Below are 23529 nucleotides of genomic sequence, written 5' to 3'. Positions count from 1 at the left end.
CTACTCTTTCTGTTCATATGTATACTTTTCTCAAAACTAATGAATAAAGGTGAAAATACCAATTATTCATGCTTACAGAAGTTCCGTGTTTGTCACCATTCCAGCATAATGCCCACGGTATAGGGAGTTAGCGATTCTATTTCCATTTGTAAAAGTTCCCGCATGTGTAGCATGTCTCCATCGTATACGATCCGGTCTTCTATTTCAAAAGCACCATCGATAACTGAAATCAGGTGGTTGCTAAAGAAGACGTTAAAATCATAATTAAACGTTTGACCACTATAAAAAGCCCCAAGAGAAATCGCGAACGGTATGGGCTGCGTGAATTCTGCTTTTAACCACGAATTCGGCGTATCCGAAAGTTGAACTGTATATATTTCCTGCCATGGAGCTATTGCTTCAGTTTTATCCTCTTTTGGAATGATCAGGTGTATAAAATTTGTTTTTTCCTGTGCTTCCATATTCATTAGATCTAACTTTCCGGTATGATCTGTTGAAAGGAGCAAGACCTGGCCAATATTGATCTGACTGATCTGATTATCGCTGTAAATCTGCAGATCCCCGTATATAGGGATAAATAGATGATAATAGTTTTTCTGTAATCTCGTGTTGTAATGTATTCCAGCCGCTAAAGAGCAGTCTTTCCATATATGAGGATCCGACCTGCTCAATATACGGATTTCAGGATTCTCATAGTGTTGTCTGCTGTCTGCAATATGTAAGCTGATGTTATTAATCATGATCCGCCAGATGAAGGTGTGTAATAGTGAGATAGGGTTGTATCCGTATTAAGTGTGTGTGATATACCGGTGAAGTCTGTTGATCCGAACTGATAAGCATCATATCTGCAATACTATCGTGCCATTGAAATGTTTCAGAGAAAAAGGTTATGGCAATCTTAAAAGAATGAAAATGTTGCATATCAGCCTGAAGAATTTCGAGATGGAAACGTTCAAAATGTAGAATACGTACACCCTGATTATCGATGATATCAGGTATTATTTCTTTCAGCTGAGACAAATATCCTATAATTGCACCACTGACAAGATAGGGTAATCTCTTAGCGTCAGGGTATTGGAGAAGCAGATCGGAATAGGTGGTATACAATCCCGATCTGTCGTAATTCTGAAACTGCAGCCTGTATTCCATAAATGCACTCTCCAGTACCATCTTTTCCCAGACTCCGGTATGTTGAGAATCTATAATCTTGCGATATGAAAACTGTATTTTTCTGATTTTTCCCATTTATATTATGCACTTACCCTTATCGTAATAGCCAGCTGCATTCCTTCAGACAGGGTTCCGGTAACAGTAGACATTTCCTGATCTACCCCATCGCTGAAAACATTATCCTTCGCATTATAGGTATATCCACTTATGCCCTTAGTATATCCATAGTTACTTCCATTGGTGTTGACGGACACGGAGAGACTATCCTGAAAAGCAATCTGCGTAACCAATAATGATTTGCCACTACTGTTGTACACATGTACATGAATATGAGTTGCTCTTCCCTGATACCAGCCCGGAAAGATAGTTTGAAAAGTCACAAGACCATTGACATCCGTGATCTGGCGTCCCCGAAACCAATGTTGATTCTGATAGTTGGCAGACTGCATCTGGGTACCGCCGTATTCGGAATAATCTCCTTTTACATCGCAGTGCCAGATATCAACAATAGCATCTGAAAGAGGATTACAACTATTGTTGGTGTTGACAATACTGATATTAGTCTGCATGTCTACTCCGAGTCCGTCTCCTTTGCGTATGTCACGGCGTATATAAGAGGCAGGACTTTTAGTCGGAAACGGACCTTCAGTCTCCTGAGGGGTTACTTTACAGGAAGTACTGACTGGGACATCGCTTGCACCTGTATTTGTTTCCTCTGTTAAAGATGAATCTTTTTTACAGCCATTGACCAGCAGCGGAGAGGATGCTGCCAGAAGAGAAAGTGATCTGATGAAATTTTTGCGTTCCATAACATTGCTATTTTTAAGTGATCAAATTATGACGCTCATCGTGAAGAGCTTGATCAATAATAGCAAGTCTTATGGTTAAAAAACGTTAAGTGACGATCAACGATACAAATGTGTCGATGATTATTGCAGGAAAGATTTCAGTAATGTTATATGACGTTTGCTCACAGGTACTTCTGCGGTAGATAGCTGAACTTTTCCCTGACTTACAGAAATTACCTGCGATAGTGAGATGACATAACTGCGATGCACCTGAATAAAATGTAAAGGTGGAAGTTTTGAAAGTATACCTTTGAGTGTGCTTAAAGTCAGGATAAAACTTTTAGTGGTCAGGTGAATCTTGACATAGTCCTGCATAGCTTCCAGATAAACGATTGTATCTATATCAATTTTTTGCAATCTGTATTCACTGTAGACCGTGATAGATGAAATGGATGTATCCGTCTGAGGTTGCCGTTTGATAACTTTTGTTATTGCCTTATTAAAACGGTCAATATCAAAAGGTTTAAGCAGAAAGTCTGTAGCCTCTAATTCAAAACCGTCAAAAGCGTACTTCTGATGTGCTGTAGTAAATATAAACTGAGGGGTATGCGTTAAGCTTTTAATAAAAGAAATGCCATCCAGATCCGGCATATCGATGTCCAGCAATACCAGATCAACAGGTTGTACCTCAAGATATGCCTGTGCTTCATATGGATTGTCGAATGCTTTTAACAGATGTATCTCCGGCAATTGCGCAATGTAATGTTGAAGGAGTTGCAATGCCAGCGGTTCGTCGTCCAGTATAATACAGTTAATAAGCATGATTAGGTTATAATACTTAATGTGACGTTAAACCATCCGTTTTGCTCCTCAATTGTCAGGCTATGTCTGTCAGGGTATATTTGCTCAAGCCTCCTTCTTGTATTTGCGATTCCGATACCGGTCGAAATCGTAGGTGCAGACTGAGCATGTATTCTGTTTTTTGTCTCAAAATATAACGTATTTGCTTCTGTATATAATCGGATATAAATAGGTGAATCATTGACTTTACTAATGCCATATTTGAAAACATTCTCTACAAAGGACATCAGTAAAAGAGGAGCAACATAAATATTTGAAGCTATAGGCTTCAAATCGATATCTATAGGATGAGAAATGCTTAACCTCATTTTTTGCAAATCAGTGTAATCTCTTATACAGTCTGCTTCCTGCTGCAACAGGACAAACTGATTTTGAGAATCATCTGTGAAATAACGCATAATCTGAGCCAGTTTATGGATGCTCTTAGCTGTAGCAGGATGGTGACTGATCGCCAAAGCATATATGTTATTCAGCGTGTTGAACAAAAAATGGGGATGTACCTGCGCTTTGAGAAAGGCTAATTCTGCCTTTGTTTTTTCGCGTTCGATTTCTGTAATACGTTGTTCCGTATCATTCCAAAGACGGGTTACACGATAGGCCGCACCCAATGCCAGTACCATTACAAAAATATATAAGGTCATAATATCAATGCGAATGGGATGCTGTCTTTTCACGGGTGGTGGAGGTACAGGCCGGTCTCGATGTTCAGTGGGTAATGGAGGGGGCGGAAAATGATCATTATCCCGCATAAGCCTGTCGAATGGCTGGAATACTAAAAAAAATACCAACAAGACAGATACACTCCATCCATAATACACGTATTTCTTGCGAAAGATAAGCTGTGGTATGAGAATATAGGTGTTGACATAATAAAGTGCAATAAAACTGAAACAAAAAATCCAATAACTGCTTCTGCCTAGCAGCTCAAAAAAATGACTGTCCTGATAGCCAATAAACAATAATGGAAACGACAAGAATAAAATACAGGCAATAAGCTGCAGATATAAGTTGATATTCCTCTTTTGCCTCATAGAGAAATAAATATAGGAATTATTTGTTTTTAATGCTCCTGAAAGTGCGACAACATCTACATCTTCCTTGTAATCCTTTATCCTGAAATTATTAACAGGTATCGTATCCAGCCCGGGCGGATCAGAAAATGCTAAAGGACTATTGAGCACATAGTGGTAACCGGTCTGGCTATAATGTACCTCTCCCAACGGATCCGGTACATTCCAGCGTCCGATGACAGGGTCGTCCGCCAGCAGGCGGACAGGTGTCATCCGGCTCCGTAATTTAACTGGCCACCTAATTCCTCCTGTTTTTCCTTGCCATTATAAAGATACTTATTATTTCCATATACCGGATTTGGTGATTTCTGTAAACCAAACGGATAATAGTCATCCCATTGCAGTACTTCTATCGCATTCGTATTACGGTAGATTGTAGCTCTGATAACTTATGCACGAGCAAAACTTTCGAGCCAGAGGGGAGTTACTGCTTATTTTCTCTATTAAGGAACCAATTGATATCCTTCTTCTCCCTTTCCCGCTTTATTTATTATGTTCATATATTCTCTGTTTTCAAGTGGATTATAATCTATCCTTATAGATTTGAACTTCTCCTTAATATCTATTTCTTTCCATTCCAGATAAAATACAAATAAAGTATCTCCCCGAAACCTATATACAAACGGTGACAAGCCATTTATAGCATTCACCGTATCGGTTTTATCCTTTAACCTACCTGCATCTTTAGTAATGATGGTATACTGATTATCATTAGAAACACCCCAATTAAGAGTATTTATATACAGTTTTTCGCCTTTACTAGAAACGAGCATTTTACTCCTAAACGTATCGTTAACGCCACTACAGTTGTTAAACAAAAGTATCATTGGAAGTATAAAAACGAGTAAACTATTATTTCTTTGTACCATAATTGATTCCTTGTAATATTCTACGTCCTGAATAAGATTGCTCGCCATAGTAAGGCGCTGGGCCAAATGATTTTCCAAAAATCATTATCAAACCTATATTTTTCATGGACAACTGACCTTGTTGATATGCTCCTGCTAACTTCATGTAAGTTAAACCACTGATTCCCGATCCTTGAACAGTACCCGTTACACCATTTAGCCCTGCTAAAAAATTACCAGCAGAACTTGCAGTCGCATATTTGCCGTTCAAAAGTCGTCCAGTGATAGATCCATATGGAGCATAATTTATATTGTGCTTTATATCAAGCTCTCCATTCAATTTAGATTGTTCCATTGTAACGGTAAGGTCTTGATTATTGGCTTTTTTATTACGATCAGCAATAACTTTTCCCAATTTCTCACCTTAATAATTCCGTTCTCTTTTGAGGGCTCAAAAATAATTTTTCCTGATCCACCTTTATCCCCAGGGACTATAAACTCATCCCAAAACTCCGTTTCTCCCATCTTTTCACCTCCAGCGGATGTTGATTTTTGTGCCTTTTATCAATTTGAGCCTTAGTTACAGCCTGATAATCATGTCGTTTTCCTTTCAGCTGGCTTTTCCTTTGGAAACTTTCTTTAAGCTTTTTTCGGCCATATCTCGAATAATTTTGTCCTCGTCATTTATAAGTTCAAGTAACACTTCTTTCACTTCTTCCGTTTTTATCTTTCCTAAAGCAGCCACAAACATTTGTCTTGAGGATCCGTTTTCCTTATCCAGAACAAGGGGAATGATATCTGCCACATTATTTTTGGTTATTGTGACATTCACAGCATTGCCAATGACCCATCTCAGATTATGTTTCTCTTTTGGTGTATTATAATATTCCTTTAATAATAATGGAACCGCTATACCTTTGGCTTCAGGGACAGTTAACGATCTGATGATACCTTCTTTATTTTTCAGATGTTTTACCATTGGTAAGTATTTCAGTAAGAGAGGAATTGCTTCAGGATATTTTCTATTGGTATTTACTAAATTCCAAATGTCAGTAATTTGAATTCTAATATCATGAAGTTCTGCCAATAACCCCAAATACTCTTTAGAGAGTTCTATATTCATTTTTTCTACCAGTAATACAGATTCTTCTAATTCCTCTTTAGTGCGGGGTCTTCCTACCAGTTCTTTCCACCGTTTCTCCAGTTTTTCTAATTCTGTCATATGGTATACTATTTAAAATCCGGGTACTGTTTTGTGAAGTATGTCTATTTTCACATACTGATAGTTGCGGAAGCTTTGTTTTAGGCTATAAGTTCTGAACTTTGCAATTTGGCGATTTTCTTATCCTGCTTATTCACCTCTATCTGCTTCAAAAATTCATCCCTGTTGCTTATTACTTCCTGTAAACTTTGAAGCCAAACATCCAACTTTCCATGCCACATTTCAAACATTTGAATATTCCATTTTTTGCTTGCCTGCTGAATTTGATTTATAACATTTTGAACCTGAGATTGATTTCCTGTGTATAAAGCAGCATAAAATTTTAATTCAAATAGTTTCGCTTGCTGTGATGAATTTGTTTTGATTAAAATATCATTAAAACGGTTATCTATTAAGGTAAACAATGATCTCAACGAAATACTATCATTCCATAAAATTGGAAGTTCTTTTTTTAAACATTCGATAACATCATTAAAGTAAATATTATGTTTCAGATAGGGTATAGAAAACTCTAACCTCTTTTTATTTTCTATAGAAAAGTAAATACTTGGAGCATCCATACATTTTTTCAAATCATCCTTCCATAATGGATATATTACGAAATGAGGTTTGTATCCTTCAATATTAGGAACATTTACCGCTTCTATACCTATAACAAGACATCCAACAACTCTATAAAATTTATTCTGAGCAAAAAATGAAAACTGAGGAACGGAACTTATCCATTCTTCAGAAATTTTTTTCTTTATTTTTTGAATATTTTCTGGCATATTACGGTCTAACTATTTGAATTGGTAACCCAAAGTTTCTAAGATATTTATTGTATTGCGAAGAACTCATAACTGCTTTTCCAAATTTAAAATCATAAACAATTCCATTAATCTTATCAAGAACATCTAAAGTGCCACGATTGCCTACACCATTATTGAACGAAAAATTAGTAAATAATCCGCGATTACCATATATACGTTGATATCTTTCTAAAAGATTTGTTGCATACTTATGCTTCGCAGTACCCGCAAACCTGCCTATACCCCCAATGGCAGCCTCTGCTTTTGTAGCTGCTTTCTGAACAAGCTGTGCATTTGTAAGTCCCTCCTTAAGTGCCTTTTTCAGGGCCAGCCGTTTCAGGATTAGCGGAATACCACCTTTGAGAATCATTATGCCGCCTCTGGTCAGCAGATAGGCATCACCGATTCCGCTGGCAATGGAGGCCACATTCATCAGGTCTATAGCCGGATCCCGTGCTGCATTCAGTGTCCTTCGGTATTCTATAACATCGTATGGACGTTTTTTGAAATACGGATCATCACTGGCATCCAGGAAAGATAGTGTTGCAAAGCCGTTATTTGAGCTTCTGTTACGGGTTACGGTTGCTCCTGAAAGTGCGACAACATCTACATCTTCCTCGTAATCCTTTATCCTGAAATTATTAACAGGTATCGTATCCAGCCCGAGCGGATCAGAAAATGCTAAAGGACTATTGAGCACATAGTGGTAACCGGTCTGGCTATAATGTACCTCTCCCAACGGATCCGGCACATTCCAGCGTCCGATGACAGGGTCGTAGAATCTGGCTCCGTAATCTAACTGGCCACCTAATTCCTCCTGTTTTTCCTTGCCATTATAAAGATACTTATTATTTCCATAAACAGGACCTGGAGATTTTTGTAAACCAAACGGATAATAGTCATCCCGTTGCAGTACCTCTATCGCATTTGTATTTGGATTACGGTATACTGTAGCTCTGACATTTCCCAGGTGATCTGTCAGGTGATACTGATAGGTGTAGACACCATTTGTATTCCTGTAGGCCACGCCTTCTGCTGTATGGATCAGCTCTATAGTTCCGTTCTGATACTCTATGCCATCAATATAGTCCCGCTGTCCGGTCGTATTTGCTGTTTTCCGGAGTTTTGTACCTAATGCATCATAGAGGTATCCTACAGTCCTGCCTCCTCCGGTGACCTGCCTGGGAAGATTGAGTCTGTTGTATACAAAACTCATCCCGGTACGGTCGGTCTTTGCATTGCCGTTGGCATCATAGCTGTAACTGCCACTCGCTGATCCGCTCACTGCATTCAGCCGGTTACCCGTATAGCTGTAGCTGATCATTCCACCATCCCTTGTCAGATTCGTGATATTGCCCATATCATCGTAATTCATCTGTTCTGACATACCTGATGTAGGGCTGCTGCCGCTCTTCAACCTGTTTAGTGCATCATAGCTGTACACAAAATGCTGGTTGAGGATTGTACTTTGTCCCCATTGCTGCTCAGAGATATTACCGTTCCACTGGGGAGGTGCACCGTTTACCGGATCCTGATAGCGCAGGTGCTGACTGAACTGCCCGGAAACCCGGGAAGTCATCCAGCCGCGCTCATTGTAGGCATAGGTAGTAGTGTTTACAGGATTATTAGCATCTGCATTCGCTCCGACAGCTTTTTCTTTGAGCTGTCCGGTCTCATTGTAACTGTTGAGACTCAATGTCACTTCCTGTTGTGCATTGATTCGCTGCCGGGAAGCAATGAGCCGTCCGGTATGGTCGTATTCATAGGTGCTGACAATTGTTGTGGTCTGTCCGCCAGCTGTATGTTTACGGGTGCTGACGAGCAGCTCTCCCGGGAAGCTGTATGTATTGGTCACATAGTCTGTTCCGCTCAGATGATTCTGCGAGGCTGTCTGTATGACCCTGCCGTAATCATCATAATACAATACAGTGAGCAGGGGCTGTGTTCCCTCTGTAGTGTAAACCAGCGATCCGGTCTGCAGGGAGTGAACCAGACTGCTCCGGCTGATCCCGGATTCGGGAAGGGAAGTACTGCCTGCAAAACCGTAATCATCATAGTAGTTTATCACCTCCGGCCTGGTATTGCTACGGGGGAAGCTTACATTGCTGTACCCTGAAGCATTATATCCCCGGCTCTCCCACAGACTGCCTGCAGTCTCCTGATCTGCTATGCTCTGCAGGTTACTCCGGTCTGCCGTCGTGGGGTAAGTACCGGTTTCGGTGACCCGGCCGAAAGCATCATATTTGGTATATGCCCATTCTTTTCCGGTCTGCTCCCCATCCTGTGTTAATATGGGCTGATCGTTCTGATTGTATACGATAGCTTCTTTTTCTTTGCCGGGTATTTTCTTTTCGGTCAGTCTTCTGCGGCCGTCGTATTTATAGGCATATATAGAGTTGCTGAAGCTCTGGTCGGCTTCAGTAAAGTTACCGGCCGTTACTGCCGGAGGTACCACGTAACGGAGGTCCCCGAAGTCGTCGTATATATAATAGGTTTCCAGTTTTTTGGTTTCGGTTTCCCAGACTCGTTTCAGGACTACGCGCCCGTCGAAGTCTTTGTATTCCTCTACTGTACCGCTCTTGCCGGAAGTCTGATTCTCGTCTTTTACTACAGTCCTGTACAGCCTTCCGGACGGGTAGAAAGTGGATGATGCACCGTTTTCTGCCGGATTTATTTCCCACATCCTGACATCGTTCGTTTCATTGGTACCGTAGTCGGTACGCACTGTATGACCTGTATTGAGCTGCCAGGCTTCTCCCGGTGATCCCTGAGCCTGCACACGGTTCAGCGGACTGTTCTCAAACTGAGTTTCTGCATAAGGAAAGGCCGTTTTCTTTACTGCGGGATCCCATCCTGTAGCAGGTGCGTAGTACTTTATCACCTCCGTTGCGGCGGTTGCTTTATAGCTTCCGTCTGCATTCCCGGAGCTTACATAGGGCAGATATTTTCTGACCTCGCGGCCATAGTTGTCGTATTCCACGTGCTGCACGATGTCCTTGTGGGTAGGGGAACCCATAACCTCAACGGTCTGGTTCAATCGCCCCAATCCGTCAAAGTATTGGACGGTCTGATTTTCTTCATCTGCCGTACGGGACTGGCTAAGATTGGAAGAAGTTATCCCTGCCCTGCGAAAGGTGCGCATCAGGATATAGTTCTGATTAGCGTTCGGCTGTGTCTGTAAGACCGGGTGCTCCGGGAGGGTGCTGCTGGTGTATATCCTCACGGTACTGCCGGAAGGAATATGGACACCAGGCTTTAGTGTAACACTGCCACGGGCTTTGATCTGACTCTGGCCGCTGTAACTGCTGAGGGTCAGATCCGTATTTTGTGCCTTAACCGTTGATAAGGTTAATAAGGTTAATATGGCGGATAAAAACTGTCTTTTCATGATCTCCGGGGTTTAGTTATAAAACTATTTAGCTTTTTATACACACTATTGGCTACTTGTTATAATTGATTATCAGGGAAACCGTACTGCCGGAAGACCATGCCGGGCTACCGCTGCCGATCCATTTGATGTAGAGCCGGGGCAGGACTCCAGCCTGTATCTCACATAGCCAGTTGCCGGAAATAAATTGTCTGCCGGCCGAAGGAAGATAAGAATCGTCGCTGAAAGCTCCTGCGTAGGCAAAGCCGCCCGCATTGACAGAAGGTGCTGATAAAGACCGTAGAACCAGACTACCTGTAACCCGCCCGCCGGAAAGCGTTACGTTGTTACTCTGCAGTGCAAAATTGGAAGATGGATAAAAATCCGAACCGGGCACTACAACCGGAGGAGATTCGAAGTCCATAGTAATAGCGAAGTCCTGTCCCGGTAAAAACCAGATGGGGAGCAGCGGAACAGTCAGCAGCTTACCCATATTCATCCCTGTACCGTCGGATATCTTCCATAGCGGGCCGGCTGGTGTCAGCTTGTAGGTGTAATCTACCGCTGGCCGATATTCCGGAGTCAAGGGTTTATAGACCCGTGAGTTGAACTCAAGAGACAGCTTGCCGGACATCAGTTCGGCACGGGGTATCTGCAGCAGTACCTCTTGTGTAGTGTTATCCGGAAATTTGACCGGGGGAACGATCTGACCGGTTACATTGTGGCGTACAGATACATAACTCAGGTTTGTACTCCCGGTCAGCGATTGTAGTTTGATGGTAACCTTATCTGTGGTTCCGGGCACCTCTGATGATACCAGATTACAGTCTACCCGGACACCTTTGTAGTTATAGCAAAATGTCTGCACAATATTACCCTGATGATCCCGGATAGCGGACAATCTGCCAAATCCGTCATAATCATAGTATTCCGTCTGTCCTGTAGCATTGGTCTTGCTGCTCATACCTACCAGTGGTTTGTAGGTATATGATGTCACCTGAGCACTGCGAAGATGGGTACGGAGTGTAGTCATTATCTGTTTGATGAAATTCTCACTGACAGTAGTACTGTTCAACTGATCAATTGCCGTCTGACCACCTATAGCCGATACTACATCACTGTAATTTGCGTTGGTGATCTCTGCTATGGGATACTGATACTGATATCCCCAGAGATAAGTTGTTGGAGACTCTTTTTTAGCTTTGGTTTCAGCGATATTACCAGAAGCATATTTTACACTGTTTTCAAAACGATATCTGGAATCTTTTGTTATATTACTTCCGGATAATTTAGAATGGCCAAAAGTTAGTTCAACAGCAGAAAAATCAATAACTTCATTTGTATTGGGATAAACTGCAGCCGTAACAGCATCAGTCATATAAGAGGTATAATACGCACCCGTGATTCTGTTTTTTCGCCATTTGCTTGTTTCAACTGTGGAGTTCTGAAAGTTGTCCTGCATCTGCAGAATGGGTTTTAGCGTGATCCCGGCAGAAGCTTTTGCAGCATCATGGATAGTTTTTGAATTATTTATCTGATCAGAAAATTGTGTTCTGCGGTAACTGATAAATTCACTTCTGGCATTGACTTTTGCTCTTTTATACCGCTGAAGCGCAATCCATCGATTTCCGCGGTGATTTATTTCAGCATCTGTGATAGCCTGATCTAATGCGGCTTTTGCAGTTATCTCTTTGGACAGATAAGTATTCACTCCGGGATCAATGGCTTGTAAGGCAGGAATCTGGTAATCGAATACATACTGTTTCTTTGTAGTAACTGTATCTCCATCTGATGATATGGTTACTGCCTCAGTTGTCTGATTATGATAAGGACTTCTATAATAGAGGATTTTATAAGTGGTATCATTTCCATTGGGTAAATACACGGTCTCTATAATCTTTTCCTCCATTTTCCTGCCTGTATTCAAATTGTAAAATGATCCCCAGAATCGTTCATTATTGACAACAATGTATCCAGGTGTAGAAATCGGATTTTCACGAAAGATGTAATCGTATTGAATACTTTTTAAAGGCTTTCCATTTTCGTCGAAATGACTTTCAAATTGTGGTAATCCTTTCTGATACTCAAATGGCAGTGGAACGGTTGGATAGTTTGGAGTATTAGGATCACATACTTTTGTATTTACTACGATATTGGCAACAGCACCCGGAGGACCCGAAATATAAGGGTATTGCAAAAATTTTGACCAGTAGTAATTATATTGGGAATAACCGTTTCCTGTCTGACTTACTTTAACCTGTGTATAACCTATATGTTGCCCCTGTGTTGATTTCATTGGTCGCAGATCACCACCAGATTTGACATAGGACATCAAACTACCTGCTATTTCACAGTTGCTGCAGCCATTCATATTACAATAGGGGGTATAATTCGCATTAAACGGACCGTCATCTTTGACCAATTTTAGCATATCATTCCGTTTGATCATTGCAAAAGTAGGACGTTCATAAAGCTCTCCCGATGAATTTCCGTCATCACGCAGATAACTGTACGAAGTCACAATGGGTGTTTCGGTAGACGAAGTTTGATTGGTAATGGTTTTAATACGGAGTCCTCCTACCATACTGTTTTCATTTACACTATAGGAAACATTTTTACCTATAGATACTGATAGGGGGTAGCCGGAGGGATTTCCTCCAGCCTGACTAAAACTTAATTTGACAGAATATGTGCCGGCAGACAAACTGACAAATTCTTTTCTTGTCTGACCTTTGTAGCAGGAAATACCAATACCGCTTAATATTCCGTTTGGATCATAAATACTTACATAACCATCATTTATTGGAGACATATTATTTATATCCACCAATACTCCTGAACCATCCGTGACCAGCGTCAGACTTTCGGGCACTGACCTAAAGATGTTGCCATCTCCTCCTAAATGGATGTTTTGAGAGACAGTTGTGTAATTTATGTAGTTAGTATAGGTGTAATGTGGTTCGAAATCAAATATGGTTACTCCACCCATAGGATAGGTTATCGCTTTCAATGTACCAGCTCTCATACTAGGCCAGGATGGTTTACGATCAGCACCTTTGACAAGGTTGCCATTTTCCCTGATGTCAGGAATAATTGTCGTATTGGTATTCATACCATTATTAAATCCCCAGTAGTCTTGTGCATAACTTAACGTGCTTGCAACTGTTTCTCCAAAATAACTGAATTTATATTTACCTGCTTTTACAGTAAGATCACAAGAGACTTCTTCAAGAGAATCAAGTTTTAGTCGTTTTAAATCAGATTGTGTTGTTATTCCTGCCTCATATGTAACTCTTGGTACAAAACCATAAGCAGAAAAATAATCATGATGAAAAATGAATTTTTTGCAAAACTGATCCCCTGCAGTTATCTGGATTTCTTTTAAGGCTCTTGCTTCTGTATTGGGGTATTCAATAATATTATTAGGGTCGTATCGCGCCAAATCCTGACGTGCCGAAGCAGAGGCAACAAAACGTACGGAACCATTAGGAAATTTAATTTCATTAAGCCGAACTCCTTCAAAGGAGTTTTTGACCAGATATGCATCTCTTTTATCCGGAGGATAGATATCTTTATACTGACCGCTTATCTCTTGGGGAGATATAGTATAGTAACTGTATTTTTCCTCTTGATATGCAAATACTATAGAAAACAGACCATCTGCAGATTGGATTTTGTTTAAAAACCAACTGGAAATTGGAGTTCCGCTGATTTTTCCATATCTGCTGGAATATACAGAGGTCTTTTCTATAGGAACTACTGAACCTGTATTTCCATTTTTTCCAAAAAAATATTTTGAACCATCCGGTGTAGTAATAGTAAATCCTTCGATTTTGCCAGATTGTTCAGTCATTCCGACCTCGATTTTGATATCTTGTTCCGGGACCAGTACAGGTGTCCGGTCATCATTAAAATAAAACTTTCCTGAATAACCATTAAAATTAAAGAAAAATAAATCTGGCTCCCCGTCAAGTACTCCATTCGCAAAATCAATATCCGAAATCACACTATCACCTCTATTGTAAAAATAATTACTGTAACCATAATCAACATAGTGTGCTTTAGTTTGTATCAACACATTTGATCTGTCATCAGGAAGACCACGTACTGTTCGGGTTATGGCGCCTCCTGCCTGTAGTGAAAATCCGCTTCCTACCCATCCTGAAATTTCCTGAACTTTTAGTCCGGAAGCATGATGGCTCAGACTTATCGGGAGTTTAATCGCACCTGAGTTAACCGTATATATCGGAATTGATATGTCCGGAATTCCTGTGTTTTTATTGACAGGAATATCGGCGTATTTTCCCAGTGTTGCTGCTGTAGGTGAAGAAATGGTGACCTTCTCAATTTCTTTTCCTTCCTGTCCATAAGCAGATAAGTTAAAAAAGAGAAGAGCAGCGAAGAGTAAGGTTTTGGTTATATTTTTCATATCTAATTATTGATACTTTAATTTAAACATAAATTGTTTTTTTTATGTATAATTGGTTTCGTGTGATATTTTGTTGTAATCTAACCTGATGCTACTTGATTTGCAGCTATAGAGTGTAAAATAACTTTTAGATTAAATTAAATCTTTAGTTGGTAAGTGCTTATATTTTATATAAATTTTATTAAAATATACGGATTGAAATATTTGGGAATAGCTAATAATTTAGTGTATTCGAAAGGAAAAAAATATAGATATAAAGGAAATTATATGTAGTGTTTTGTTATTTTTTTTGAATTTAGGAATATAATAATGAAATACAAAATATAATACTATATTTTTTATCTCTGTTTTGTTCGAAATTTTTTTACAGATATTAATTGGTTTTTAAATTTTGAAAAAAAATTAAAAAAGAGAATGATGGCGTGCTTGTTTACTATTTATGACTATTGTATATAGCTGAATTTAAATATTCCTACAGATATTATCTAAACAGTATTGAAAGTGTTATGTCTGGAAACCCTGAATAGTATTAGGATCGTCCAAGGGACAATAGCGGAGAATAAAACTCTGTACCAGACCAGAAGGCCTTCATTGACAGATATAAGTTAGACTACTTCCTTAGCAACTCCTCAGAACCAAAATAGGGGAAATAAAAAAAGGTTTTCAAACGGGGAGAGTGAAAACCTTTATAACCAATTATAAACCTAAATTATGATGATACAAATATAGTGTATTTATAACACTAAGTGCAAATTTATTTTTATTTTTTTTCAAAATAATTCACAAATAGCAGGCAAAATATGCAATAATGCGCACAGAATAAGGGATTTTTATGACGCTCAGCGACGTTGTAATTCAGTTTAAAAAGGCTGTTTTCAGGCAATACAGGTTGTTTTTACAGTATTTATAAAAATATTTGTGAATCGTGATTCTTTATTTATATTTGGTCTAAATAATGATAGTGGAATATCATTATCTACATCATACTTAACTTAATATCACTAATGAAAACAAAAATTGCTATCTTTTTAGCACTATGCTCTATAATGAGTTTCAGTTATGCCCAGACTTCCCGCATCACAGGTACAGTCAAAACCAGTGACGGACATATCGCTGAAAATGTTGTTGTCCTGCTGAATGGAGGAAAAGCGTCCAAAGTTTCGGAACAGGGCATTTATGAATTCAATAACCTGAAGCCTGGCAATTACAAGATTACAGCCCGACATATTGGTCTGACTTCTAAAACCATCGAAGCGGAAGTATCAGAAGGAGAGAGCAAAGTCGTTGATTTTATACTGGCAGATACCAAGCGACAACTTGATGAAGTACTCGTAGAAGGCCTGAAAGGACTTGTAGAGGAGCAACCTTCTTCCAGTCTTCGGGTGCAGACTCCTCTTCTGGAACTACCACAAAGTGTGCAGGTGATCAGTTCTTCTGTCCTTTCCAAACAACAGATTTTTAATCTGGCGGACGGTGCAATACGCAATGTCAGTGGTGTAAGCAGACAGAGCCACTGGAATGATATGTATGTCAATATTCATATGCGCGGATCACAGATACAGGCCTTTCGCAATGGAATGAATGTAGTGAGCTCATTCTGGAGTCCTTTATCGGAAGATATGTCTACAGTCGAACGTATTGAATTTGTGAAAGGTCCCGCTGGCTTTATGATGTCCAGTGGTGATCCGGCCGGGATATATAATGTGGTTACAAAAAAACCGACAGCAGAAAATAAGGGAGAGGTAACATTCTCCGCAGGAAGTTTTGAAGCTTTACGCTCTACTCTCGATCTGAATGGCAGGTTGAGTAAAGATGGCAAATTGCTGATGAGAATGAATGTGGCAGCGGATAGAAAGTCTTCATTCAGACCCAATGAAAACAACAAACGGTTTGTGATCGCACCTGTATTATCTTATGAACTGAATGACGATACCAAACTGACTTTTGAATATACCTACCAAAAAGCTAAAATGACCGATGTGGGATCAGCGTATGTCATGTCTCCATTTGGTTATAAGTCTCTGCCTCGTGATTTTACTTTTTCGATGCCCGGACTGGAACCGTTTAATGTGGATGAACATAGTGCTTTCCTGACTATAGAACATCAACTAGCTAAGGACTGGAAACTGACAGGACAGGGTGCCTATTTTAATTACAATCAGATAGGAGCGAGCAGCTGGCCGAAAGATATCACAGCGGATGGCAAAGTGATCCGTAAGTCAGATATTTGGGATGCACAGAGTGAGATGGCTATGGGACAGATTTTTCTGAACGGACAGGTTCGTACCGGTAGCATACAGCATCGTATACTGGCTGGTCTTGACGTGGGAGATAAAAAATATGACGCAGACTGGAATCAATCTCAGGTACTGGACTCTCTGAACGGTGGAGAATTTGATCCTCAAAATCCGGATTATACCCCTGATTTTGGTTTTAAACCTTTCGACAGAAGTCTTCCGGTGCGTCAGCGTTCGGCAACGGGAGGTGGTGCTATGGCCACGAAATACTCCTCTGTGTATATACAGGACGAACTTGGTTTCTTTGAAGATGCCTTGCGTCTTACATTGGCAGGTCGTTTGACAACTATGTCCGTTGCAAACTGGGGGGGCAAGCCTGTGAAAAGTACCAAAGTAACTCCAAGACTGGGATTATCCTATTCCATTGACAAGCTTACCTCTGTATACGGACTATACGATCAGGCTTTCCTGCCACAGAATGGAATACTGTTTGACGGCTCTGAAGTAAAACCGATAACCGGCAATAATATGGAGCTGGGTATAAAAAGAGATTGGTTTGGAGGGAAGTGGAATACTACCCTTGCAGTGTATCAGATAGTGAAAAACCATGAAATCGCTTCTTACGGTCCGCGCCCGGAGATGAGTATGGAAATCGGACAGAAAAAAGTTAAAGGAATAGAACTGGATATTAAGGGTGAAATTGCTAAAGGACTGAATGTAATTGCCAATTATGCCTATACGGACGGAGAGATTACCAAACTTAATGAAGGCGTGGGAAATCAGTTTTTTGTAGGACAGCGACTTGACGGAGCAGACAAGCATATTGCAAATGTGTGGCTGGACTATGAATTGATAAGTGGAAAATTAAAAGGATTGAGTTTGAATGCCGGTATGTCCAGCAACAGCGATCGTGCTACAGGATTTTACTCGAATGATAATCCGGACTATAATCTGGAAGACTACCTGCGCTTTGACGGAGGTCTGGGGTATAGACACAAATCATTTTCCGTACGCCTCAATGTAAACAACCTGCTGGACAAATATCTTCTGGCCGGAGGAGCTTATTATACGAATTACTTTACAACTCCTGTATATTCCTGGCAGGCAGATGCTCCCCGAAATTACAGATTGACCATGAGCTACAAATTTTAACAAGTTTTTTTAATACGCTAATCCACACTAATTGACGGAGCTTTGCCAGAAAGGTAAGGCTCCGTCGCTATTTGTAATGAAAGAAAAGGCATTGATCTGCAACGCAATCAGCGTACAAATCATGAAAATTATTAACTAACACCATTGATATTAAAATTTATTATCTAAATTGGTTGGAAGAACAGTAAACACCAATTTTAAGACCATCGACCAGAGAGAATTTTAAGTTGTGAAATGATATGGCAGATAGTCAATTAATAGATTTTCGTCAAAAGGAGGAGGCATTTGTAATGCGTAAGCTGCATGACCGGCAGTGGCAGAAGTTGTTACATTTCTGTTACAATATAGTCGGCGAAGAAGCAGAAGCGCAGGATATCGTGCAGGATTCTTTTTTGGCAATATGGAAGATAAGAGAACGCTGGGAGACTATCGAAAATCTGGATAATTACCTCTTTATGATCTGTAGAAATAATGCACTGGCATTACTCAAAAAACAAACGGAAATCAAACGTCTTGCAGAAGATATTGCCATTCACCTTCAAAATCAGATACAGCACAGTGCTTTGGAACATATATATGCTTCCGAAACAAACCAACATATACAGGGACAGATTCAAACCTTTCCTGCAAAGATGAAAGAGGTTTTTCTGTTAAGCCGAGAGGAAGAGTTAAGTCAGAAAGAGATCGCTGCGAAGTTAGATATCTCAGAAAACACGGTTAAGAAGCAGATAAACAATGTGTTAAAAGTTTTAAAGAAAAAACTTTAAAAAAAATACATTTTCTTCTACTACCTCCTTTAGTTTTTTCACTCTTTATAACAAATAAAGAATGATGAACCCAACGCAAATCGAAGAGCTTATACGTAAATGTCTCAATGGAGAAGCGACTGATGAAGAGCAACAGTTGCTTAATTCTTACCTGAAACAGATAAGTCAGCATGATCTGCCTATTCCTGAGGATCGTCTTTCTGATATGAAGCAGGAATCATGGACAAAATTGCAGCAACAATTTGTCAGTACTGAATCTCTTCAGAAAAAGAGAAGTACGAAACGCTGGCTTTGGCCAGCCGTAGCGGCTGCGGTCGTTTTAATAACGGCCACCGGACTGTTATTCCTTAGCTCTCCAAAAATAGACCAACAACCTTTGACGGCAAAAAAAGAGTTGGCAGATACGGTTGTATATCCGGCGGCAGATAAAGCTTATCTGGTACTTGCAAATGGCGGGACAATAGATCTGGAAACACCTGAGAATGCTCAAAAAGAAGTAAAACAACAGCTGGATGCTAATATCAACATAGATAAGGGGATGATATCCTTCGGAAATACCGATAAAATCAAAGAAGCAGCCGGATTATATCAGACGCTTGTCGTACCTGCAGGAGCGACTTACAAACTTACGCTATCTGATGGAACCAGGGTTTGGATGAATGCTGCTTCCAGATTAAAATTTCCGCTAGCCTTTGAGAAAGACAGGAGACTGGTGGAGATGGATGGAGAAGCATATTTTGAAGTCGCTAAAGATAAGGACAAACCCTTTATTATTAAAAGCAGACGGCAGGAAGTAAAAGTGCTGGGTACTTCATTCAATATGACAGATTATGAAAATGAAAAAAACAGCAGAACCACGCTGGTAGAGGGATCTGTAGAAATCGCTAATCGCAAAACTAACCAAAAACTGTATATGAAACCGGGGGAGCAGACTGTAGCCGGAGAGCAGTTCAAAAAAATGAAAGTTGATCCTTCTCCTTATATCGCCTGGAAAAACGGATATTTTGATTTTACGGAATCAAATAGTCTGGTTGATGTTATGAAACAGGTAGAACGCTGGTACAATGTGAAAGTGATATTCACGAATCCAAATGAAAATAGAAACTGGGCCGGTAAAATGAAAAGAAATATGACGCTAAATGAACTGGTGGGACAGCTCAACTTTACCGGAATCAAATGTGAGATAGAAAACAGAAATACAATCAAAAACCTAATTATAAATTAAAGTATGAGATAGAAATTTTAAAACCAAAAAAAGGGTTGCTACTAACAACCCTCTTATTCAAGTAAAAACAATGCCCGATAGATCCATGTACCAAATACATCTAAATGGGTGTGCTATGTATTCACTTAACCTAACCAAAACTAATGAAAATTAATCAATTGCCCAAAGGATTAGGGCATAGAAAAGACTGCTCTTATCTCGTGCCCGCGATGGAGCGAACAGGACATTACATCTATCAATATCGTATAGTAATTATGAAACTCAAACTATTCGTACTATTTGCATGTATAGCAATAGGACAGAGTAAAGCCACCGTATTTGCGCAAAAATTTACTTTACACGAACGCAAGGTCTCCTTAAAAGTAGTTTTTGACAAAATCGAGAAAAGCTCTAATTATGTATTCTTCTATGACCGCAAAGAAGTAGAAGAAATAGGCCGGATTAATGTAAATGCTATTGGCATGCCGCTGGATCAGTTACTATCCATACTGGCAAAGGACAATGGATTTACCTATAAAATCGTAAAGAATAATATCGCCATCAAAAAGAGCGATAAACCCCGACGACAGGAGACTATTCCAATCAGCGGAATTGTACGGGATTCCACCGGTATCATTCAGGGAGTATCTATACAAGTCAAAAACAAACCTACAATTGCCACGTCCACAGATGTCAATGGCCGGTTTATTCTGATGGTTCCCCCGGATGCAGTATTGACTATCAGTATGATCGGATATAAGCGGCAGGAAATACAGATCAATAAGCAGACGGCGTTTGATATATTTCTTGAAAAGGATGATGCCCAACTGGATGAAGTGGTGGTTATCGGTTTCGGAACACAAAAGAAACAAAGTCTGGTTAGTTCTGTCGCAACCGTGAAAGGGGAAGAGCTGAAAGGTTCAAACCGGAGTCTGAGTAACAGTCTGGCCGGAAAGCTGCCGGGACTTATTGCCGTCCAAAGATCCGGAGAGCCGGGCTATGACAATTCAGAATTCTGGATAAGGGGTACCAGCTCTTTCTCCGGTGGGACGAGTCCGCTTATACTGGTGGACGGTATACCGCGTACTATGAATGATATAGAACCGGATGAAATCGAAACGTTCACATTACTTAAAGATGCTGCGGCAACAGCCGTTTATGGTGCTGAAGGTGCAAATGGTGTCGTGTTAATTACTTCCAAAAGGGGGATTGCGCAGAAAACAACTATTGCCTACCGGGGAGAATACACCACGCTTAGACCTACACGTATTCCCAAATTTGCGAGTTCGGCAGATTACCTGAGTATCTACAATGAGGGGCTTATGAACGAGGGTAAAGCGGCTATGTTTTCGGATGAACTGATTGCTAAATACAGATCAGGAGAAGATCCGGATCTGTATCCAAATAGTCAGTGGTGGGATATTCTCATGAAAGAAAATACTAATAATACGAGACATACGCTGAGCTTCAGAGGGGGAGGAGACCGTATGAAATTCTTTGTGTCCGGTGCTTATTTCGGTGAAAGCGGACTGTACAAAGTCTCCAATGATTATAACAACAATGCCGGTATCAAGAGATACAATCTTCGTTCAAATATAGATCTGGATGTGACGAAAACAACTTCTTTACGAGTCGATCTCAGTGGACAGTATTTACAAGGGAACTATCCTTATAATTCGGCAACAAATATTTTTGAACGCTTTTCCAGAATCCCGCCTTACCTGTTTCCTGCAAAATATTCGGACGGAACACTTGCCGGGCATCCGGCACAGGATGCTAATAAAGTGAATCCTTACAACCAGCTCATGGAATATGGGTACCGCAAAGAATGGCGTTCGTTTATCCAGTCCAGAGTAGACCTGAACCAAAAGCTGGACTTCCTGACAGAAGGTTTAAAGGTTAGAGGAACAATCAGTTATGATTCAGAGGGCTTCTTTAATATGTCACGCTACAAAGCGCCGAAGACATTCTATGCAACCGGTCGGGATGATACTGGCAAATTGATCTTTAAACAGATCAGTAACGAGACGACTATAGGAGAACCTCAGGAAAGCAGCTCCGGGTTGAAAAAAATCTATATGGAAGCTGCCATTAATTATGACCGTCTGTTTGGGAATAAACATCAGGTAAACGGAATGCTATTGACATACCAGAAAGAGCAGCAGTCTAATTCGGATGCTCTTGCTGTACGTAAACAAGCATATATAGGAAGAGGGGTCTACACCTTTGATAACCGCTATGCTATAGAAGCCAATTTCGGTATTACAGGATCGGAAAAATTTGCTGAAGGATATCGTTATGGATTTTTTCCGGCTGTAGGTATTGCATACAATATTTCTAATGAGCCTTTTTACGGAAATGAATTAAAGGAGGTGATCAATAACCTGAAGGTAAGAGCATCCATTGGTAAAACCGGAAACGATGATACCGGAGGTGCGCGATTCCTGTATCGCCCAACATTCGCTGATGCAGCCGACAACGGGTATAGCTGGGGAATAGGAAGTACAGGTACCCTGAATAAAATAAATGGTATAGTAGAAGGACGGTTTGCTTCGCCTTCACTTTCCTGGGAAATTGAGATTAAAAGAAATTACGGTATTGATCTAGGCTTTTTCAATAACTCCATTACCTTACAGGTTGACTATTTTGATAACAGAAGAAGTAATATCCTGATGCAGCGCCGCACGATATCCGGTGTGGCGGGATTCAGACAAGCCCCTTTCCAGAATTTTGGTGTGGTGACCAACAAAGGGATTGAAGGGGGGATGAATATCAACCATACATTCGGAGAGTTTAAGATCGGTGCACTTGGCAATTTTACATTTGCACGCAACAAAATAGTAGAAATGGATGAGATACCACAGTTGCATCCGTGGATGAATACGACAGGAACACGTATCAATGCTTTGAACGGCATGTGGATCTCAGATGGACTTTACAGAGAAGCCGATTTTAATGTAACGCTGGGTACAGATGGTAAAAAACAATATAGCCTTAAAGAAGGTATTGCTACCGCTACAACGATGCCTAGTCCGTTACCCGGAGATCTTAAGTTCAAAGATCTGAATGGGGATGGAATTGTAAACGAATTTGACCGCTCACAGGATGTCGCCAATCCAATAGTTCCTGAAATTATCTATGGATTCGGACTGAATCTGCAATATAAAGGAATCTATGCCAGTGTATTTTTCCAGGGTGCCAATAATGTATCAACCAATCTTAATAACCAGGGGAATGCTTTTCTGCCTTTCCAATGGGGACTGACGGAAAGTAATGTCAGACAGGAAATACTCGAAAGTCGCTGGACCGAACAGAATCCTTCAGGTAATGTATTTTTTCCGCGTGTTCGCGTTGAGAACCTTGGAAATACCAACACTGCTACGACATGGTGGGTAAGGGATGCTTCATTTTTAAGATTGAAAAATGTGGAGATCGGTTATACGTTACCCAAATCTCTTATTGAACGCCTGAAGTTCAGAAATACCCGATTGTATATTATGGGACAGAACCTGTATGTATGGGATAAAGTGAAAATGTATGATCCTGAACTGGGTAACAGTGCGGCAGGTACTAAGTATCCGCTACCCCGCACATGGACATTCGGACTGGAAATCACCCTTTAA

At 40.4% G+C, this 23529-nt stretch carries 15 protein-coding genes; 4 read left to right on the top strand and 11 right to left on the bottom strand.

Features of this window, described 5'->3' with window-relative positions; all coding sequences use genetic code 11:
- Positions 1–92: 92 nt before the first annotated feature.
- The 11 genes from I6J02_RS20460 to I6J02_RS20410 form a co-directional block, all read right to left on the bottom strand.
- Positions 93–740, bottom strand: coding sequence for a hypothetical protein (locus I6J02_RS20460; RefSeq protein WP_201679610.1), 648 nt, complete (start codon positions 738–740; stop codon positions 93–95).
- Positions 733–1245, bottom strand: coding sequence for a hypothetical protein (locus tag I6J02_RS20455; RefSeq protein ID WP_201679609.1), 513 nt, complete (start codon positions 1243–1245; stop codon positions 733–735). Before I6J02_RS20455 ends, I6J02_RS20460 begins: the two co-directional genes overlap by 8 nt.
- Before the next feature lie 5 nt (positions 1246–1250).
- Entirely contained in the window at positions 1251–1979 is a 729-nt protein-coding gene (locus I6J02_RS20450) for an intradiol ring-cleavage dioxygenase (protein ID WP_201679608.1), read from the bottom strand.
- Between the two features lie 120 nt (positions 1980–2099).
- On the bottom strand, positions 2100–2780 hold the full coding sequence (locus I6J02_RS20445) for a LytR/AlgR family response regulator transcription factor (RefSeq protein ID WP_201679607.1): 681 nt from the start codon (positions 2778–2780) through the stop codon (positions 2100–2102).
- A gap of 2 nt (positions 2781–2782) precedes the next feature.
- The gene (locus I6J02_RS20440) at positions 2783–4102 is read right to left on the bottom strand and encodes a sensor histidine kinase (protein WP_201679606.1); all 1320 of its coding nucleotides are present in this window, start codon (positions 4100–4102) and stop codon (positions 2783–2785) included.
- Between the two features lie 230 nt (positions 4103–4332).
- The gene (locus I6J02_RS20435) at positions 4333–4758 is read right to left on the bottom strand and encodes a hypothetical protein (protein WP_201679605.1); all 426 of its coding nucleotides are present in this window, start codon (positions 4756–4758) and stop codon (positions 4333–4335) included.
- Entirely contained in the window at positions 4742–5152 is a 411-nt protein-coding gene (locus I6J02_RS20430; protein WP_201679604.1) for a hypothetical protein, read from the bottom strand. The genes I6J02_RS20435 and I6J02_RS20430 overlap by 17 nt, the downstream gene beginning before the upstream one ends.
- A gap of 195 nt (positions 5153–5347) precedes the next feature.
- A complete protein-coding gene (locus tag I6J02_RS20425) occupies positions 5348–5959 on the bottom strand; it encodes a HEAT repeat domain-containing protein (protein ID WP_201679603.1) in 612 nt (203 codons plus the stop codon).
- An 80-nt stretch (positions 5960–6039) separates the two neighbouring features.
- Positions 6040–6729, bottom strand: a complete 690-nt coding sequence (locus I6J02_RS20420) for a hypothetical protein (protein ID WP_201679602.1) — start codon at positions 6727–6729, stop codon at positions 6040–6042.
- Between the two features lies 1 nt (position 6730).
- Positions 6731–10138, bottom strand: a complete 3408-nt coding sequence (locus I6J02_RS20415) for a DUF6443 domain-containing protein (RefSeq protein WP_201679601.1) — start codon at positions 10136–10138, stop codon at positions 6731–6733.
- Positions 10139–10190: 52 nt separating this feature from the next.
- Entirely contained in the window at positions 10191–14546 is a 4356-nt protein-coding gene (locus I6J02_RS20410; RefSeq protein WP_201679600.1) for an RHS repeat domain-containing protein, read from the bottom strand.
- A 1004-nt stretch (positions 14547–15550) separates the two neighbouring features.
- Between I6J02_RS20410 and I6J02_RS20405 the strand changes: the two genes are divergently transcribed.
- The 4 genes from I6J02_RS20405 (at position 15551) to I6J02_RS20390 (ending at position 23529) form a co-directional block, all read left to right on the top strand.
- Positions 15551–17935, top strand: a complete 2385-nt coding sequence (locus I6J02_RS20405; protein WP_201679599.1) for a TonB-dependent siderophore receptor — start codon at positions 15551–15553, stop codon at positions 17933–17935.
- Positions 17936–18174: 239 nt separating this feature from the next.
- Positions 18175–18702 carry an RNA polymerase sigma-70 factor gene (locus I6J02_RS20400; protein ID WP_201679598.1) on the top strand — a complete coding sequence of 176 codons (528 nt, stop codon included), beginning with the start codon at positions 18175–18177 and terminating at the stop codon, positions 18700–18702.
- A 61-nt stretch (positions 18703–18763) separates the two neighbouring features.
- Complete coding sequence (locus I6J02_RS20395; RefSeq protein WP_201679597.1) at positions 18764–19927, top strand: FecR family protein; 1164 nt, start codon at positions 18764–18766, stop codon at positions 19925–19927.
- 143 nt (positions 19928–20070) lie between these two features.
- Positions 20071–23529: a SusC/RagA family TonB-linked outer membrane protein gene (locus I6J02_RS20390; RefSeq protein WP_201679596.1), complete on the top strand. Its 3459-nt coding sequence runs from the start codon at positions 20071–20073 to the stop codon at positions 23527–23529.

The sequence above is a fragment of the Sphingobacterium spiritivorum genome (genome assembly GCF_016725325.1).
GTDB lineage: Bacteria > Bacteroidota > Bacteroidia > Sphingobacteriales > Sphingobacteriaceae > Sphingobacterium.
Note: the sequence above shows the minus strand (reverse complement) of the source record. Positions and strands in the feature narration are given on the sequence as shown.

Bases quoted from the DNA above. Each gene is read 5' to 3' on its own strand.
- I6J02_RS20440 (WP_201679606.1), bottom strand. From the start codon at position 4,102: ATGACACCTGTCCGCCTGCTGGCGGACGACCCTGTCATCGGACGCTGG.
- I6J02_RS20455 (WP_201679609.1), bottom strand. From the start codon at position 1,245: ATGGGAAAAATCAGAAAAATACAGTTTTCATATCGCAAGATTATAGAT.
- I6J02_RS20460 (WP_201679610.1), bottom strand. From the start codon at position 740: ATGATTAATAACATCAGCTTACATATTGCAGACAGCAGACAACACTAT.
- I6J02_RS20415 (WP_201679601.1), bottom strand. From the start codon at position 10,138: ATGAAAAGACAGTTTTTATCCGCCATATTAACCTTATTAACCTTATCA.
- I6J02_RS20420 (WP_201679602.1), bottom strand. From the start codon at position 6,729: ATGCCAGAAAATATTCAAAAAATAAAGAAAAAAATTTCTGAAGAATGG.
- I6J02_RS20390 (WP_201679596.1), top strand. From the start codon at position 20,071: ATGAAAATTAATCAATTGCCCAAAGGATTAGGGCATAGAAAAGACTGC.
- I6J02_RS20400 (WP_201679598.1), top strand. From the start codon at position 18,175: ATGGCAGATAGTCAATTAATAGATTTTCGTCAAAAGGAGGAGGCATTT.
- I6J02_RS20445 (WP_201679607.1), bottom strand. From the start codon at position 2,780: ATGCTTATTAACTGTATTATACTGGACGACGAACCGCTGGCATTGCAA.
- I6J02_RS20435 (WP_201679605.1), bottom strand. From the start codon at position 4,758: ATGGTACAAAGAAATAATAGTTTACTCGTTTTTATACTTCCAATGATA.
- I6J02_RS20395 (WP_201679597.1), top strand. From the start codon at position 18,764: ATGATGAACCCAACGCAAATCGAAGAGCTTATACGTAAATGTCTCAAT.
- I6J02_RS20410 (WP_201679600.1), bottom strand. From the start codon at position 14,546: ATGAAAAATATAACCAAAACCTTACTCTTCGCTGCTCTTCTCTTTTTT.
- I6J02_RS20425 (WP_201679603.1), bottom strand. From the start codon at position 5,959: ATGACAGAATTAGAAAAACTGGAGAAACGGTGGAAAGAACTGGTAGGA.
- I6J02_RS20450 (WP_201679608.1), bottom strand. From the start codon at position 1,979: ATGGAACGCAAAAATTTCATCAGATCACTTTCTCTTCTGGCAGCATCC.
- I6J02_RS20405 (WP_201679599.1), top strand. From the start codon at position 15,551: ATGAAAACAAAAATTGCTATCTTTTTAGCACTATGCTCTATAATGAGT.